15 protein-coding genes and 1 pseudogene are annotated in these 14416 nt (G+C 73.6%); 10 read left to right on the plus strand and 6 right to left on the minus strand.

Annotated features, from left to right (window positions below):
- Positions 1-70: 70 nt before the first annotated feature.
- Positions 71-991, minus strand: a complete 921-nt coding sequence (locus ABD993_RS11180) for an MsnO8 family LLM class oxidoreductase (protein WP_345415591.1) — start codon at positions 989-991, stop codon at positions 71-73.
- Positions 992-1182: 191 nt separating this feature from the next.
- Entirely contained in the window at positions 1183-3186 is a 2004-nt protein-coding gene (locus tag ABD993_RS11185; RefSeq protein ID WP_345415594.1) for a M3 family metallopeptidase, read from the minus strand.
- 74 nt (positions 3187-3260) lie between these two features.
- Here ABD993_RS11185 and ABD993_RS11190 point away from each other — a divergent pair, with 74 nt between their 5' ends.
- The gene (locus ABD993_RS11190) at positions 3261-3653 is read left to right on the plus strand and encodes a hypothetical protein (protein WP_345415597.1); all 393 of its coding nucleotides are present in this window, start codon (positions 3261-3263) and stop codon (positions 3651-3653) included.
- A 190-nt stretch (positions 3654-3843) separates the two neighbouring features.
- Here the strand turns inward: ABD993_RS11190 and ABD993_RS11195 are convergent, their stop codons facing one another.
- Positions 3844-5307, minus strand: a complete 1464-nt coding sequence (locus ABD993_RS11195) for a GMC family oxidoreductase N-terminal domain-containing protein (protein ID WP_345415600.1) — start codon at positions 5305-5307, stop codon at positions 3844-3846.
- 208 nt (positions 5308-5515) lie between these two features.
- On the opposite strand from ABD993_RS11195, the gene ABD993_RS11200 reads away from it, so the two are divergent.
- The 4 genes from ABD993_RS11200 to ABD993_RS11215 are packed head-to-tail and all read left to right on the plus strand — an operon-like array spanning position 5516 to position 10004.
- The gene (locus ABD993_RS11200) at positions 5516-6760 is read left to right on the plus strand and encodes a M18 family aminopeptidase (protein ID WP_345415603.1); all 1245 of its coding nucleotides are present in this window, start codon (positions 5516-5518) and stop codon (positions 6758-6760) included.
- Between the two features lie 48 nt (positions 6761-6808).
- Positions 6809-8122 (plus strand): MFS transporter, encoded by a 1314-nt coding sequence (locus ABD993_RS11205; RefSeq protein ID WP_345415606.1) that lies wholly within the window; start codon positions 6809-6811, stop codon positions 8120-8122.
- A gap of 20 nt (positions 8123-8142) precedes the next feature.
- Entirely contained in the window at positions 8143-9561 is a 1419-nt protein-coding gene (locus tag ABD993_RS11210; protein WP_345415609.1) for an amidase, read from the plus strand.
- Positions 9558-10004 (plus strand): YdeI/OmpD-associated family protein, encoded by a 447-nt coding sequence (locus ABD993_RS11215; protein ID WP_345415611.1) that lies wholly within the window; start codon positions 9558-9560, stop codon positions 10002-10004. The genes ABD993_RS11210 and ABD993_RS11215 overlap by 4 nt, the downstream gene beginning before the upstream one ends.
- Before the next feature lie 24 nt (positions 10005-10028).
- Here the strand turns inward: ABD993_RS11215 and ABD993_RS11220 are convergent, their stop codons facing one another.
- Entirely contained in the window at positions 10029-10253 is a 225-nt protein-coding gene (locus ABD993_RS11220; RefSeq protein ID WP_345415614.1) for a hypothetical protein, read from the minus strand.
- Positions 10254-10338: 85 nt separating this feature from the next.
- Between ABD993_RS11220 and ABD993_RS11225 the strand changes: the two genes are divergently transcribed.
- Entirely contained in the window at positions 10339-10665 is a 327-nt protein-coding gene (locus tag ABD993_RS11225) for a YbjQ family protein (RefSeq protein WP_345415616.1), read from the plus strand.
- On the opposite strand, the gene ABD993_RS11230 is transcribed toward ABD993_RS11225, so the two are convergent.
- Positions 10658-11761 (minus strand): threonine synthase, encoded by a 1104-nt coding sequence (locus tag ABD993_RS11230; protein WP_345415619.1) that lies wholly within the window; start codon positions 11759-11761, stop codon positions 10658-10660. The genes ABD993_RS11225 and ABD993_RS11230 overlap by 8 nt on opposite strands.
- Positions 11762-11835: 74 nt before the next feature.
- On the opposite strand from ABD993_RS11230, the gene ABD993_RS11235 reads away from it, so the two are divergent.
- The 3 genes from ABD993_RS11235 to ABD993_RS11245 all read left to right on the plus strand — a co-directional run bounded on the left by ABD993_RS11235 (position 11836) and on the right by ABD993_RS11245 (position 13241).
- Positions 11836-12444 carry a F0F1 ATP synthase subunit B gene (locus ABD993_RS11235; protein ID WP_345415622.1) on the plus strand — a complete coding sequence of 203 codons (609 nt, stop codon included), beginning with the start codon at positions 11836-11838 and terminating at the stop codon, positions 12442-12444.
- 99 nt (positions 12445-12543) lie between these two features.
- Positions 12544-13008 carry a DUF2975 domain-containing protein gene (locus ABD993_RS11240; protein WP_345415625.1) on the plus strand — a complete coding sequence of 155 codons (465 nt, stop codon included), beginning with the start codon at positions 12544-12546 and terminating at the stop codon, positions 13006-13008.
- Entirely contained in the window at positions 13008-13241 is a 234-nt protein-coding gene (locus ABD993_RS11245) for a helix-turn-helix domain-containing protein (RefSeq protein ID WP_345415628.1), read from the plus strand. Before ABD993_RS11240 ends, ABD993_RS11245 begins: the two co-directional genes overlap by 1 nt.
- On the opposite strand, the gene ABD993_RS11250 is transcribed toward ABD993_RS11245, so the two are convergent.
- Positions 13216-13875 carry a TetR/AcrR family transcriptional regulator gene (locus ABD993_RS11250; RefSeq protein ID WP_345415631.1) on the minus strand — a complete coding sequence of 220 codons (660 nt, stop codon included), beginning with the start codon at positions 13873-13875 and terminating at the stop codon, positions 13216-13218. The two genes, ABD993_RS11245 and ABD993_RS11250, sit on opposite strands and share 26 nt — an antisense overlap.
- 86 nt (positions 13876-13961) lie before the next feature.
- Between ABD993_RS11250 and ABD993_RS11255 the strand changes: the two are divergent.
- Positions 13962-14228: pseudogene (locus ABD993_RS11255) on the plus strand (NAD(P)H-binding protein); the annotation flags it as partial.
- Positions 14229-14416: the final 188 nt, after the last annotated feature.

Consider the following 14416-nt stretch of genomic DNA (forward strand, 5'->3'; position numbering starts at 1 on the left):
GAGTCCGACGCTGACCGCCGAGAGCCCCTCGGTCTCGTACCGAGGACGGCGGGCGGCCCGGGGTCCGAGCTCAGCGGAGGAGGGCGGCGACCTTCGCGTCGGACTCGGCGAGGGCGGCTCGGTCCCAGGTGGACGAGCTGATCATCAGCTCGTCGGCCGCGGTGCGGCTGAGCAGGTCGTCCAGCCGGGAGGCGACGGTCAGCTCGTCGCCGACCAGGGTCCGCGCCACCGCCCTGTCGACCGCGCCGCGCTGCCGGTCGGTCATCCGTCGAGCGGGATCGGGCGGTTCGAGCGGGGGGAACTCCCCGGTCGTCCGGGCCGCGGCCAGCGCCCAGGCCTCCGGAAGGGCGAGCTCGGGGGCACCGATCAGGACGTCCGCGGACACGATGACGTGGGCGGCGGCCCCCGCTCGGGCGCGGTAGTCGGCGAGCGCGGCCGGATCGTCGAGCACCGGCCCGCCGACGACGACCGGGAGCCCCAGGTCTCCCGCCACCGCGAGTCCCTTGCCCGTGGCCAGCACGAACAGCGGCACGGGCGCGTCGAGCCGCGGGCGCGCGGTGACGGGGGCGGTTCCGTCGAGCAGGGCCCGCAGATCGTCCAGGTCCTCGCGGAAGGTGTCGCGGGCGTCGCTGCGCAGGGCACGGCGCACCGGTGCGGTGAAGCCCAGGGAGCGGCCCACGCCGAGATCGATCCGGCCCGGGTGCAGCGCCGCGAGGACCCCGACCTGCTCGGCGACGACCAGCGGCTGGTGGTTGGGCAGCATCACCCCGCCGGAGCCCACCCGGATCCGCTCGGTCGCCGCCGCGACGGCGGCCATGAGCACGGTCGGTGCGCCGGAGCCGATGCCGGGGACGGCGTGGTGCTCGGCGACCCAGAACCGGTGGAACCCTAGCTCCTCGGCCCGCCGAGCCCGCTCGACCGTGCCGACGACGGCGGCGGAGTCGGGTTCGCCGCGTCGGGTCCGGCTGCGATCCAGGAGCGAAATCCGCACGTCTCGACAACGCCGCCGACCAACCGGGCGATTCCGAGTGGGCCCCACCGCGACGGCGAATCCGTGCCGCCCATGCGTACCTGGAGGGACGAGAGCGCCGTTCCCTCACAGGCGGGCCCCGATGTCCGACTCGCCTGTCGGGAACGGGGGACTCGCGCGTCGGAAGTGGGGGGCTCGCGACTCGGGCGGGCTCAGGTGAGGGCGCGGCGCTCCAGGAGGGGGCGGATCTCGGGATCGCGGCCTCGGAAGGCGCGGTAGGCCTCCATGGCGTCCACCGAACCGCCTCGGGAGAGGAGCTCGCGGCGGAAGCGGTCGCCGTTCTCCCGCTTCAGCCCGCCGTTCTCCTCGAACCACTGGACCGTGTCGGCGTCGAGCACCTCGGACCAGATGTAGGAGTAGTAGCTCGCGGAGTACCCGCCCGCGAAGACGTGGTTGAAGTAGGTGCTGCGGTAGCGCGGCGGGATGAGCGGGTGCGCGATCCCGGCCTTGCGCAGGGCCTCGGCCTCGAACTCGAGCACGTCGGAGACCCGGTCGTCGACGGTGAGGGTGTGCCAGGCCTGGTCCAGCAGCGACGCCGCGAGGTACTCCGTGGTCCGGAAGCCCTCGCCGTACGCGCGGCTGGCCAGCAGCTTCTCCAGCAGCGCGGCGGGCAGCGGCTCGCCGGTCTCGTGGTGCCGCGCGTACCGCACGAGGATCTCCGGCCGCTCCAGCCACATCTCGTTGACCTGCGACGGGAACTCCACGAAGTCCCGCGGCACGGACGTCCCGGAGAAGGTCGGGTACCGCACGGCCGAGAACAACCCGTGCAGCGCGTGCCCGAACTCGTGGAACAGCGTGCGGACCTCGTCGATCGTGAGCAGCGTCGGCTCACCCGGCGCGGGCTCGGTGATGTTGAGCGTGTTCATCACGACGGGCTTCTCGTCGAGCAGGAACGACTGCCCCACGAGCGCGTTCATCCACGCGCCGCCGCGCTTGGACTCCCGCGCCCAGTAGTCGCCGCCGAACAGGCCGAGCGGGGTGCCGTCGGCGTCGAACACCTCCCAGAACCGGACGTCCGGGTGGTAGCCGACGAGGTCGTGCCGGGGGTGCAGCTGGATGCCGTAGAGCTCCTCGGCCGCATGGAACACACCGTGCGTCAGGACGGACTCCAGCTCCAGGTACGGACGGAGCAGGGCCGCGTCGATCTCGAACCGCTCGCGGCGGACCCGTTCGGCCTCGAACGCCCAGTCCCACGGCTCGAGCACCCCGGAACCCGCCAGGTCGAGGGCTTCGGCGTCCGCGTTGCGCATCGCGGGCGGTGCGAGGTCCGCCAGCATGGCCGCGACGGCGTCCACGGACCCGGCCGTGGAGTCCTCGATGACGTACGCCGCGTGCGTCGGGTAGCCGAGCAGCCGGGCCCGTTCGGCGCGCAGGGCGGTGATCCGCAGGACCGTCTCGCGGGTGTCGAACTCCCCGCCGACGCCGCGCCCGGTCGAGGCCTCGAAGACCTCCCGGCGCAGCTCACGGTCGGTGAGCGACCCCAGGACGGGCTGTCCGGTGGGCAGCACCAACGTCAGCAGGAAGCCGCTCTCGTGTCCGCGCGAGGTGGCCGCGGCGGCCGCCGCGGCGATGGCGCTGGGCGACATCCCGTCCAGCTTCGCGACGTCGTGGACGTGCACCGCCGCCGCGTTGGCGCCGGCCAGCAGGCGGGTCGAGAACGTGGTCGACAGCGAGGACAGCTCCGCATTGAGCGCCCGGAGCCGGTCCTGGTCCGCGGGCCCCAGCTCGGCCCCGGCCCGGACGGCGTCGGTGAAGTAGCGCTCCGCCAGCCGTCGGGACTCGGGATCGAGCTCCGCGCGGGCATCGTGGACGGCGCTGATCCGCGCGAACAGGCGCGGGTCCAGGGAGATCTCGTCCGCGTGCGCGGCCAGCATCGGCGCGACGGCGGCCCGGACCTCCTCGATTCGCGGCGTCGTGTCCGCACCGGCGCGGCTGAAGAAGACCCGCGAGACGCGGTCCAGGATGCGTCCGGACAGCTCCAGGGCCTCGATCGTGTTGGCGAACGTCGGTTCCCCCGAGGCCACGATCGCCTCGATCTCCGCGCGCTGCTCGGCCATCCCGGCCTCGAACGCGGGCAGGTAGTGGTCGTCGGTGATGGCGGCGAAGTCCGGCAGGCCGTACGGCAGCGCGCTCGGCGCGAGGAACGGGTTCGTCACGACCTCACCGTAGCTCTACCGGGCCGCTGCGCAGCGTGATCGCCTAGCGCCCGAACGGCGCGGAAGGGACACGGGTGGCGGATTCGACCGGCGGGCGGCGGCGTGGCCGTCGACGGGTTGCCGGATCCGGGTCCCCCGCGCCCGGCGGCGGCGCCTGCGGCCTGGACCTGCTCGAACGCGAGGGGCGCATGATCCCGGGCGCGCCACTGGACCGGGTGCCCACGAACGTCGTGCTCGAGCGGCGCACCGGGCTCGCGGACGTCCTCGCCTTCGCGGACGGCACCGGCGTGGTCTCGCTGCCCTCTGCCCGCTCGGGGCAGGTCATCCAGAGCGTGCGCACCTCGGAGGGCTCCGCCCACACCGCCTTCTCCCCCGACGGCACGAGGGTCTACGTCAGCGCGCGCAGCGGCGCCGTGTTGCGATCGCCCTCGAGACCGGAAAGGACGTCTCCCCCGCGACCCGGTTGAACCCCGGCCCGGCGGGCATCGCCGCCTCCCCGGACGGCCGCCGGGTCTACGTCGCCGACACCGCCGACGACCGGCTCGTGACGGGGGACTCGTGGGCGCTGGTGTGGGACTCGCGGGCGGTGGGGGCGGACTCGCGCGCCCCGGTGTCCGGCCCCAGGGCGGCGGGGCGGGTTTCGGGTCGGTTCGTCCCTCACACGGTGAGGAGGGCGGCGGCGCGCTCGCCGATCATGACCGCGGTGGCGGCGGGCCCGCGCCGCGGGACGACCGGCAGGACGCTCGTGTCCGCCACCCGTAGCCCCTCGAGGCCCAGGACCCGGAGCTCGGGGTCCACCACGCGGCCGAGGGCGGCGCTGCCGCAGAGGTGGACCGAGGTCGTGAGGACCTGCTGGATCCAGCCGTCGAGGCGGCGGTCGTTGCCCAGCACGAAGCCCTCGGGCTCGGTCCGGTCGAGACCCGCGGCGCGCAGCAGGTCGGCGGCCACCCGGATCGCGGCCCGCAGCCGTCGACGATCGGCCTCCGTGCGCAGGTAGCGGTAGTCGAGGCGGGGCGGCGCGAGGGGGTCGGCCGAGGTGATCTCCAGGGATCCGCGGCTCTCCGGGCGCTGCAGCGCGCACATCAGGTGCACCGGCCCGTCCGGGCCGAACGGTCGGGCGAACAGCAGGATCTCCAGGTCCCCGGCCGGGTCCGAGCCGGAGTCGAGGTTCAGTGAGGCCTGCCCGGCGACGGCGTCCGGATGGGGCGGCGGGCCGGGCCACCGAAACGGCAGGTAGACGCTCGGATGGTCCGACCACCCCTGCCCCACCGGAAGGTCCGCCCGCTGCGACACCCCGGCCCCGCGCAGCACCTCGGCGGGCCCGATCCCACTGTGCAGCAACAGGTGCGGCGATCCGACCGCCCCCGCGGCGAGCACCACCTCACCCGCCTGGATCGTCCCCACGGTGGTCTCGACGCCGACGGCCCGCGACCCCGCGAACACCACCCGCAGCGCCCGGACGTCCGGGCGCACGGTCACCGTCGGTGTCGCGAGGCCGGGCCCCGCACCACCCCCGACCGCCCGAGCAGGCGCCGCACCCCACGGCGGCGGCAGGTAGGCGGCCGCGGTGCTGATCCGCACCCCCTCCGCGGCGTTCGACGGGATCAGCCCCGCCCCCGGCGGTCCGCCCGCGTTCTTGTCCGGCTCGGCCGGATAGCCCAGCGCCTCGCACGCCGCCAGGAACGCCGGGGTGACCGAGGCGAGCAGATCGCCGGCCGGACGCCGGAGCTGCAGCGGGCCGACACCGTGGCCGAGGTCCAGGTCGCGGGCGGTGTAGTAGGGCAGGACGTCCGCGTACCCCCACCCCGGCACGGCCCAGTCCGCGAAGTCCTGCGGCACCGCCCGGACGAAGTACGCCCCGTTGATCGCACTCGAGCCGCCGACGACCCGACCGCGAGGCACCACGACCACCCGGTCCCGGACCAGCGACGCGGTGTAGGCCCAGTTGAGGGGATGGCCCGGGACGGTCGCGGCGAGCGAGGCCGCACTCGTCACGTCCGGGAGGGTCGACGGCGGGCCCGCCTCCACGAGACACACCGTCCGGTCCCCGCGCTCGGCGAGCCGCCCGGCCAGCGCACACCCGGCGGACCCGGCTCCCACCACCACGACGTCGACGACCATCGTCGGCGAGCATCCCCCACCCGGCGACCTCCGGAGGCCCTGCCGACGCCACACGTGCGCTCAGTGGCGTCCGGATCGCCGTGAGCGCCGGACCGCACGAAACGTGCGCCCAGCACGACCACCACCGCGCTCAGCGCACACAATCGGCGATCTCAGCGCGCTGACGGCACGAAACGTGCGCCCGGAGGGCGTTTGCGAGGATGCGGGGGTGACCGACCGTGCGCTCGACCTCGCCGCTTTCGTGTCCGCCTCGCCGACCCCGTACCACGCGGTCGCGGAGGGCGTCCGCCGGTTGACCGCGGCCGGGTTCACCGAGCAGGTCGAGACCGCGGAGTTCGACCCGACCCCGGGCGGCCGCTACCTCGTCCGCGACGGCACGCTCCTCGCCTGGCGACAGCACGGCGAGCCGAGCCCGCTGCGGATCTTCGCCGCGCACACCGACTCCCCCACGCTCAAGGTCAAGCCCCGCCCGGACACCGGCGCCGCCGGCTGGCGGCAGGTCGGCGTCGAGATCTACGGCGGCGCGCTGTGGAACTCCTGGCTGGACCGCGACCTCGGCCTCGCGGGCCGGCTCGCGCTCCTCGACGGCACCGTCGTCCCGGTCACCGTCGATCGCCCGCTGCTGCGCGTCCCCCAGCTCGCGATCCACCTGGACCGCCAGGTCAACCAGGGCCTCGAGCTGGACGCCCAACGCCACGTCCTGCCGATCTGGGGCCTCGGCCAGGCCCGCGAGGGCGATCTGGTCGAGTTCCTGGCGGCCGAGACCGGGGTCTCCGCCAGGGACGTGGTCGCCCACGACCTCGTCGTCCACGACCTCACCCCGCCGGCGCGGCTGGGCCGCGACCGGGAGCTGCTCGCCTGCCCCCGGCTGGACAACCTCGCCTCCGTCCACGCCGGTCTCGACGCGCTCATCGCCGCGAGCGCCGGCGACACCACCACCGTGTTCGTCGGGTTCGACCACGAGGAGATCGGCAGCGGCAGCGCCACCGGCGCCGCGGGCCCGCTGCTGGAGACCCTGCTGACCCACCTCGCGGGCGGGTTCGACCGCCGCGACCGGATCTTCGCGGCGTCGCGCGCGCTGTCGGTCGACGTCACGCACGCGGCGCACCCCAACTACCTCGAGCGCCACGACCCGGACCACCGCAGCGTCCCCAACGAAGGTCCCACGCTGAAGGTCAACGCCAACCAGCGCTACGCCACCGACGCCCCCGGCGCGGCCGCCTGGCACCGTGCCTGCAGGCGGGCGGGCGTGCCCACCCAGGTGTTCGTCGGGAAGAACACCGTCCCCTGCGGAACGACGGTGGGCCCGCTCATGGCGACCCGGCTCGGCATCCGCACGGTGGACGTCGGGATCCCGGTGCTGTCCATGCACTCGGCCCGCGAGCTCTGCGGCGTCGACGACCCGGCCCATCTCGCCGCGGCGGCGGGCGCATTCCTGGCGGACCCGGCATAACGGGCGCCAGCGTTTGCACGGACCACCCCATCGGGTGACCGTCGACGCATGAGCAGCAACGATGCGCTCGTGCGCTCCCAGCGCCGCCGGGCGGTCCTCGCGTCCACAGTGGGCACCACCATCGAGTGGTACGACTTCTTCCTCTACGGCACGGCCGCCGCGCTCGTGTTCCCGAAGCTGTTCTTCCCCGGCGAGGACCCCTACGTCGGCGTCCTGCTGGCCTTCGGGACGCAGTTCGGCGGGTTCGCCGCCCGGCCGATCGGCGCGGCGATCTTCGGCCACTGGGGCGACCGGATCGGCCGCAAGTCCACGCTGATCGTCACGTTGCTGCTGATGGGGATCGGCACCGCCCTGATCGGCGCCCTGCCGAGCTACGCCGCCATCGGGATCGCGGCCCCCCTGCTGCTCACGCTCCTGCGGATCGTGCAGGGCATCGCCGTCGGCGGCGAGTGGGGCGGGTCGGTGCTGCTCGCCATGGAGTGGGGGACGACGTCTCGACGCGGGTTCATGGCCAGCTGGCCGCAGCTGGGCGTGCCACTGGGCCTGCTCCTCTCCACCGCGCTCGTCCAGCTCCTGTCCTCGACCACCGGCGACGCGTTCCTGACCTGGGGCTGGCGGGTGCCGTTCCTGGTCAGCATCCTGCTCGTCGGCGTGGGGCTCTTCGTGCGGCTGAAGGTGCTGGAGAGCCCGGAGTTCGCCGCGGTCAAGGAGAAGAAGACCGTCTCGCGGATGCCGCTGGTCGAGGCGATCCGCACCCAGTGGCGCGAGATCCTGGCGTCGGCGTTCGTGCGGCTCTCCGAGCAGGCGCCCTTCTACCTGTTCATCACGTTCGTGCTGACCTACGGCACCCAGCAGCTGCAGCTGGAACGCTCCGGCCTGCTCACCGACACGCTCATCGCCGCCGCGATCGGCCTGGTCAGCGTCCCGTTCTTCGGCTGGCTCTCGGACCGGATCGGCCGCAGGCTCATGTACGGCATCGGGATCGTGTGCACCGGGCTCTTCGCGTTCCCCTACTTCGGGCTGCTCGACACCCGCGTCGCGGGGCTGGTGCTGCTCGCGATCGTCGTCTCGCTGGTCTTCCACGACATGCAGTACGGGCCGCAGGCCGCCCTCATCGCGGAGAGCTTCGGGACGAACATCCGCTACAGCGGCGCCGGTCTGGGTTACCAGCTGGCGTCGGTGATCGCGGGCGGGCCCGCGCCACTGATCGCCGCATGGATCCTGCGGGACACCGGCACCAGCAGCGGCATCGCCCTCTACATCGTCGTCTGCTGCGTGATCTCCATGATCGCGTTGGTGCTCATGCCGCGAGCGGCGCGGACCACGGAGAAGTCCGTGGAGGCGGCCGTCGCGCACGGCTGAGCCGGGGTTACGGTCGCTCCGTGCAGGATGTCTGCTTCGCGACCGCCCGGGAGATGGCGGCCGCCCTGCGCGCGGGCGAGATCTCCGCCCGCGAGCTGACCGAGGCCCACCTCGCCCGGATCGAGGCGTGCAACCCGACGGTCAACGCCGTCGTCACGCTGACGGTGGAACGCGCGCGGGCCGAGGCCGCGGCGGCGGACGCCCGGTTCGCCGCCGGTGAGGATCTCCCGCCGCTGCACGGGGTCCCCATGGCGCACAAGGACACCCACCAGACCGCGGGCATCCGCACCACGATGGGCTCGCCCATCCACGCCGACAACGTCCCGAGGTCGGACGAGCTGGTCATCGAGCGGCTCAAGCGCGCGGGCGCGATCACGCTGGGCAAGACGAACGTGCCCGAGTTCGGCGCGGGCTCGCACACCTTCAACCCGCTCTTCGGTCCCACCCGCAACCCCTACGCGACGGGCCGCAGCGCGGGCGGCAGCTCCGGCGGGGCGGCGGCCGCCCTGGCCACCGGCATGCACCCGCTCGCGGACGGCAGCGACATGGGCGGCTCGCTGCGCAACCCGGCGTCGTTCTGCAACGTCGTGGGCCTGCGTCCCGCGCCGGGGCGCGTCCCGACCTGGCCGGACGAGGCCGCCTACTCCACGATGAACGTCCGCGGCCCCATGGCCCGCACCGTGTCCGACGTGGCGCTGCTGCTGTCCGTGATGGCCGGGCCGGACACCCGCAGCCCGATCGCGATCGACGTCCCGGGTTCCGTGTTCGACGTGCCGCTGGACCGGGACCTGCGCGGGCTCCGGGTCGCCTGGTCCCCGGACCTGGGCGGATCCATCCCGGTCGACGCGGCCGTCACCGCCGTCCTGGAGCGGCAGGTGCGGGTGTTCGAGCAGCTCGGCGCCACGGTGGAGCGCGCCGACCCGGACCTGCGCGGGGCGGACGAGGTCTTCCGCACCCTGCGCGCGTGGCACTTCGCGATGTCGCTGGGCACCCTGGCGAGCAGGCACCGGGACCGGATGAAGGCCACGCTCGTCGGCAACATCGAGGAGGGACGCAGGCTCTCCGGCGCCGACGTGGCCCGCGCCGAGATCCTGCACTCGGCCCTCTACCAGCGGATGCGCCTCTTCTTCGAGTCCTGGGACCTGCTGGCGCTGCCGGTCTCCCAGGTCCCCCCGTTCCCGGTCGAGATGGAGTACCCGACCGAGATCGCCGGCGTCGCGCAGGGGTCGTACATCGACTGGATGCGCTCGGCGTACCTGATCTCCGCGTTCGGACACCCGGCGCTGTCGGTGCCCGCCGGGTTCACGCCGGACGGGCTGCCGGTCGGCCTGCAGCTCGTGGGCGCGCACCGCGGCGAGCTCGCCCTGCTCCAGGCCGCGCACGGATTCGAGCAGGCCACGCGCGTCGGGGAGGTCCGGCCCGCCATACTCGGCGGATGAGGTTCCGGACGACCGTCGAGCAGGCAGGCAGGACCGCCACCGGGCTGGAGGTGCCCGCCGAGGTCGTGGACGCGCTCGGCGCGGGGAAGCGCGCCCCCGTCTCGATCACGCTCGGCGCGTACGTCTACCGCACCACCCTGGCCGTGATGGGCGGGCGGCACCTGGTCCCGCTCGCCGCGGAGCATCGCACGGCGGCGGGGGTGGCGGCGGGGGACGAGGTCGAGGTGGACATCGCGCTCGACGCCGCGCCGCGGACCGTGGAGGTGCCCGCGGACCTCGCCGCCGCCCTCGCGGAGGCGGGTCTGCGGGAGCGGTTCGACGAGCTGGCCTTCAGCGCGCGCAAGGAGCACGTCCGGAGCGTCGAGAGCGCCAAGGCCGAGGCCACCCGGGCCCGGCGCGTACAGAGGATCGTGGACGGAATTCGTCCCCCGGCGCCCGAGTAGGGCGCCGGGGGGCGAGGGCACGCGTCAGCTCCCCCTGACGCGAGGGCTCCTGGCCTCGGTGAGGATCCGGGCCGCGAGGTCCGGGATCAGGGCGTCCCGGGCGAAGCGGTGGCCGAAGTCGGCGTAGGCCAGCAGCTCGCGGTAGACGAGCTCGCCGATCTCACCCGGGTACATCCGGCGGGCCCGCACGGCGGCCGCTCGGATGTCCGTCTGCTCGGCGAACGACATCTCCACGGCGGTGCTGGTCACGTGACTCCCTCTCCTCCGGCTCGATGACCAGCATGAACCCCGATTGGAGCTTGCACCAGGTGGGAGAACTGCGTACGCAGTATGGATGACTGATGCCGTGTTGATCACCACGATGAACGACGTCCCCGGGCGCGAGATCACCCACGTCCACGGTGAGGTGTTCGGGCTGACCGTGCGCTCGCGCAACGTCGGCTCCCAGATCGGTGCGGCGTTCAAGTCGCTGGCCGGGGGCGAGCTCAAGGGCATGACGAAGAACCTCGAGTCCTCCCGGCAGGAGGCGATCGACCGGCTGGTCACCGCGGCGCAGGCACACGGGGCGAACGCGATCGTCGCCATGCGATTCGATACCACGGAGATGGGCGACACGTGGACCGAGGTCTGCGCCTACGGGACGGCCTGCACCATCAGCTGAGCCCCACCAGTCCGGCCACGGCGTCGGCCGCCTTGAGCGCCGAGCCGGTCAGCACGGTGACCACGCGCTCGCCGGGATCCAGCGCACCCGTGCGCCGGAACGCCCGGAGGGCGGGCAGCACCTGTGCGCTGGTGGGCTCGGCGTAGAGGCCCGTCCGGGCCAGCTCCAGGGTGGCCGGTCCGATCTCCGCCTCCGGCACCGCGACCATGTCCCCGCCGGTGGCCCGGACCGCCGCGAGGACCTCGGGCGTGCGGACGGGGCGGGCGATGGCCGTGCCCTCCGCGATCGTGGGGCGCGGCGGCCGCTCCGGCTCGCCGTGGAAGGCCCGGACCAGCGGCGCGCAGTGTTCGGGCTGGGCGACCAGCAGCCGCGGGGCGCGGGGGATCTCGCCCGCCGCGACCAGCTCGTCGAACCCCGTCCGGCAGCCCAGGACCAGGCTGCCCGCCCCGCACGGCAGCAGGACGGCGTCCGGCGCGGCGAAGCCCAGGTCCTCCCAGATCTCGTAGGCGATCAGCTTGGTGCCCTGCAGGAAGAAGGGCTGCCAGTTGTGGCTGGCGTAGGTGGTCCCCGCCGCCCGGCGGACGGCCTCGTCCGCGGTGTCCTGACGGGTGCCGGGCACCAGCTCGACCGACGCCCCGTGCGCCCGGCTCTGCTGGATCTTCGCGGGCGAGGTCGATGCGGGCGCGAGGATCGTCGCCGTGATGTCCGCCGCTGCGGCGTAGGCGGCCACCGACGAGCCGCCGTTGCCGCTGGAGTCCTCGAGCAGCGCGCGGACGCCCAGCGCGCGCAGTACGGAGACCATCACCGTGGTGCCGCGGTCCTTGAAGCTGCCGGTGGGGTTGTGCCACTCCGGCTTGACCCCCACCTCCATCCCCTCGAACTCCCTGCTCAACAGGGGTGTGCAGCCCTCGCCGAGGGAGACGGGGGGCACGCTGAGCGGCAGCGCCGCGGCGTAGCGCCACACCGAACGGACGGCCGGGTCGATCCGGTCCCGCGTGATCCCCGGACCCGGCTCGACGATCACCGGAGACCCGTCCTCGCCGCACCAGCGCAGCTCGTCGAGGGGATAGCGGCGGCCCGCGCGGTCGATCAGCACCCGGCCATCGTGCAGGGGCGGGTGGCGCCGCGCGGCGCCGACCACCTAGATTCATGTCCGAAGAGGGAGGTTCGATGGCCGAGCACGGTTCGGGTGGCAAGAACGCCAAGGGCGCCGCGATCATCGCGGGGGTCGTGGCGACAGCACTGGTCGTGTACCTGGTGCTGTTCGTCCTGAGCGGGTTCGCGCCGCCGCTGGGCGCCAACGTCACCGAGGTCATCGTCGGCGTCGTCTGCTTCGGCGCGGTCTTCTTCCTGCTGTCCCGCGTCGTGCTGCCCAAGTTCGAGCAGATCTACGCCGAGCGCGCGGACAAGATCGACGGCGGGCTCGCCCGCGCCGAGGAGGCGCAGGCCGAGGCCGCGCGCCTCACCGAGCAGTACGAGTCGCAGCTCGCCGAGGCCCGCGCCGAGGCCGGCGCGATCCGGGACGCCGCGCGTGCCGAGGGCGCCGAGATCCGCGCCGCCCTGCGCGCCGAGGCCGAGACCGAGGCCGCCGAGATCCGCGCCCGCGCGGAGGCCGAGATCGCCGCGCAGCGGGCGTCCGCGGAGACCAGCCTGCGCGGGGACGTCGGCGCGCTGTCCACCCAGATCGCGGAGAAGGTCCTCGGCAGCTCGGTGTCCGCCGGGGCAGGCAGCACGGTCCAGGGCTACCTCGCCGAGCTCGACGGAGCCCGTCGCAACTGACGCAGCCTGTCAGGACGGCCGTACACCGGATCGGTGTGCGGCCGTTACTTTTGGCCGAGACCTCTTGATTTTCGATAGATATCCATCGATAGTCGATCCATGAACCGACTCGTCATCCGAGCGTTGCGTGCGGTGCTCGTCCTCCTCGCCCTGGCGGCCCTGACCGCACAGGTCCTGCTCGTGGTGGTGCCACTGACCCAGCTGACCCGCCCGCTCGACACCTGGGACCTCGTGTTCATGGTGGTCCCGGTGCTCGCCGTGGCCTGCGTGGAGCTGGGGCTGGTCGCAGTCTGGGTACTGCTGGCCCGGGTCGAGCGCGAGGCGATCTTCGACGAGTCCGCCGACCGCTGGGTGTGGGTGATCTCGGGCGCGGGTCTGCTCGCCGCACTCCTCGTCGGCGGGATGGCCGCGCTCGTCGGCGAGCTGGACGACGCCCCGGGCATGGTCCTGATCGGCGGCGGCATCGGGTTGATGGGCGTGGCCTTCGCGCTCCTCATGACCGTGATGCTGGGCCTGCTGCGCACCGCGACGGGCCTGCGGCTCGAGCTCGAGCAGGTGGTCTGATGGCGATCGTGGTGGACATCGACGTGCTGCTCGCGCAACGGCGGATGTCCGTCGCGGAGTTCGCCGAGGCCGTCGGGATCAGCCCCGCGAACGTGGCAGTGCTCAAGAACGGACGCGCCAAGGCCGTCCGCTTCTCCACTCTCGACGCCGTCTGCCGGGTCCTGGACTGCCAACCCGGAGACGTCCTGCGCTGGGTACCGGACCCGGTCACCCAGCCGTCAGCGACCGGGTGAGCCACTCCGCCATCAGCGTGCGCTCGGCGTCGGTGAGGGTGGGCAGGTCGGGCAGGACCGTCAGGAACGTGACGGCGAGGGCGGCCGGGCCGCGGTCCTCCGCCGCCGGGGCGGTGGTCAGGATCCGGGCGGCGACGGCGTCGAACATCGCGTCCGCCAAGGTGAGATCGGGTTCGGCCGCGCCGAGCAGCGCCAGCACGGTCCCGGTCCCCGCCGCGTGGATCATCTCCAGGGCGCGACGCTCGTCGACTTGCAGCATCCCGGCCTCGGCGAGCCTGCGCACCCGGGCCCGCAGCACCGCGATCCCCGCCTCGGTGGCGGCCGTGCGGCGGGTGCTCAGCAACGCGACGAGGTCGGGGTTCGCGAGTCCGAACCGGATGTGGGCCCGCCAGCCCTCCCGCAGGTCCGCGACCGGGTCCTCGGCCTGCTCCGCGGTTGCCGCCTTGGTCGCGACGTAGGTCGCCATCACGTGCTCGGCGACGGCGTCGAGCAGGCCGTCCTTGTCCCCGAACAGGCGGTAGAGCGTCGGCGGCTGCACTCCTGCGGCCTCCGCGACGGCCCGGGTGGTCACCGCCCGCACACCGTGCTCCCGCAGCAGCCGGGCCGCCGCGTCGACGATGGTCGCTCGCTCCATGGACCGACGGTAACAAAGTTCTGATTCCGCCGGAAATATCAGTGGTAGCGTCTTGTCGATACCAACGGAAACACCAGGAGCGGATCGTGATCGTCGTCACCGGCGCCACCGGGCAGCTCGGCTCACGCATCGTCGAGGGACTCCTGCAGCGGGTCCCGGCCGAGTCGGTGGGGGTCAGCGTCCGAGACGCGGCCAAGGCCGCCGCGCTCGCAGGCCGCGGCGTCCGCGTGCACACCGCGGACTTCACCGACCCGGCCTCGCTCGCGCACGCGTTCGACGGAGCCGAGCAGGTCCTCGTCGTGTCGGCCTCGATCGCCGGCCCGGTGGCGGTGGCGGCGAACACCGCCGCGATCGACGCCGCCGTGGCCGCCGGGGCCCGCCGCGTGCTCTACACCAGCCACCAGGCCGCCTCACCGACCTCGCTGTTCGCCGCCCAGCCGACGCACGCCGCCACCGAACGACACCTCGCAGGCGTCGGCGTGCCGTTCACCGGCCCTGCGCAACGGGTTCTACGCGAGCACGCTGGGCCACTACACCGCCG

The organism is Pseudonocardia xishanensis (assembly GCF_039541715.1).
Taxonomy (GTDB): domain Bacteria; phylum Actinomycetota; class Actinomycetes; order Mycobacteriales; family Pseudonocardiaceae; genus Pseudonocardia; species Pseudonocardia xishanensis.

Coding starts and splice junctions, on each gene's coding strand:
- ABD993_RS11195 (WP_345415600.1), bottom strand. CDS start 5,307: ATGGTCGTCGACGTCGTGGTGGTGGGAGCCGGGTCCGCCGGGTGTGCG.
- ABD993_RS11205 (WP_345415606.1), top strand. CDS start 6,809: ATGAGCAGCAACGATGCGCTCGTGCGCTCCCAGCGCCGCCGGGCGGTC.
- ABD993_RS11215 (WP_345415611.1), top strand. CDS start 9,558: ATGAGGTTCCGGACGACCGTCGAGCAGGCAGGCAGGACCGCCACCGGG.
- ABD993_RS11225 (WP_345415616.1), top strand. CDS start 10,339: ATGACTGATGCCGTGTTGATCACCACGATGAACGACGTCCCCGGGCGC.
- ABD993_RS11235 (WP_345415622.1), top strand. CDS start 11,836: ATGGCCGAGCACGGTTCGGGTGGCAAGAACGCCAAGGGCGCCGCGATC.
- ABD993_RS11240 (WP_345415625.1), top strand. CDS start 12,544: ATGAACCGACTCGTCATCCGAGCGTTGCGTGCGGTGCTCGTCCTCCTC.
- ABD993_RS11245 (WP_345415628.1), top strand. CDS start 13,008: ATGGCGATCGTGGTGGACATCGACGTGCTGCTCGCGCAACGGCGGATG.
- ABD993_RS11250 (WP_345415631.1), bottom strand. CDS start 13,875: ATGGAGCGAGCGACCATCGTCGACGCGGCGGCCCGGCTGCTGCGGGAG.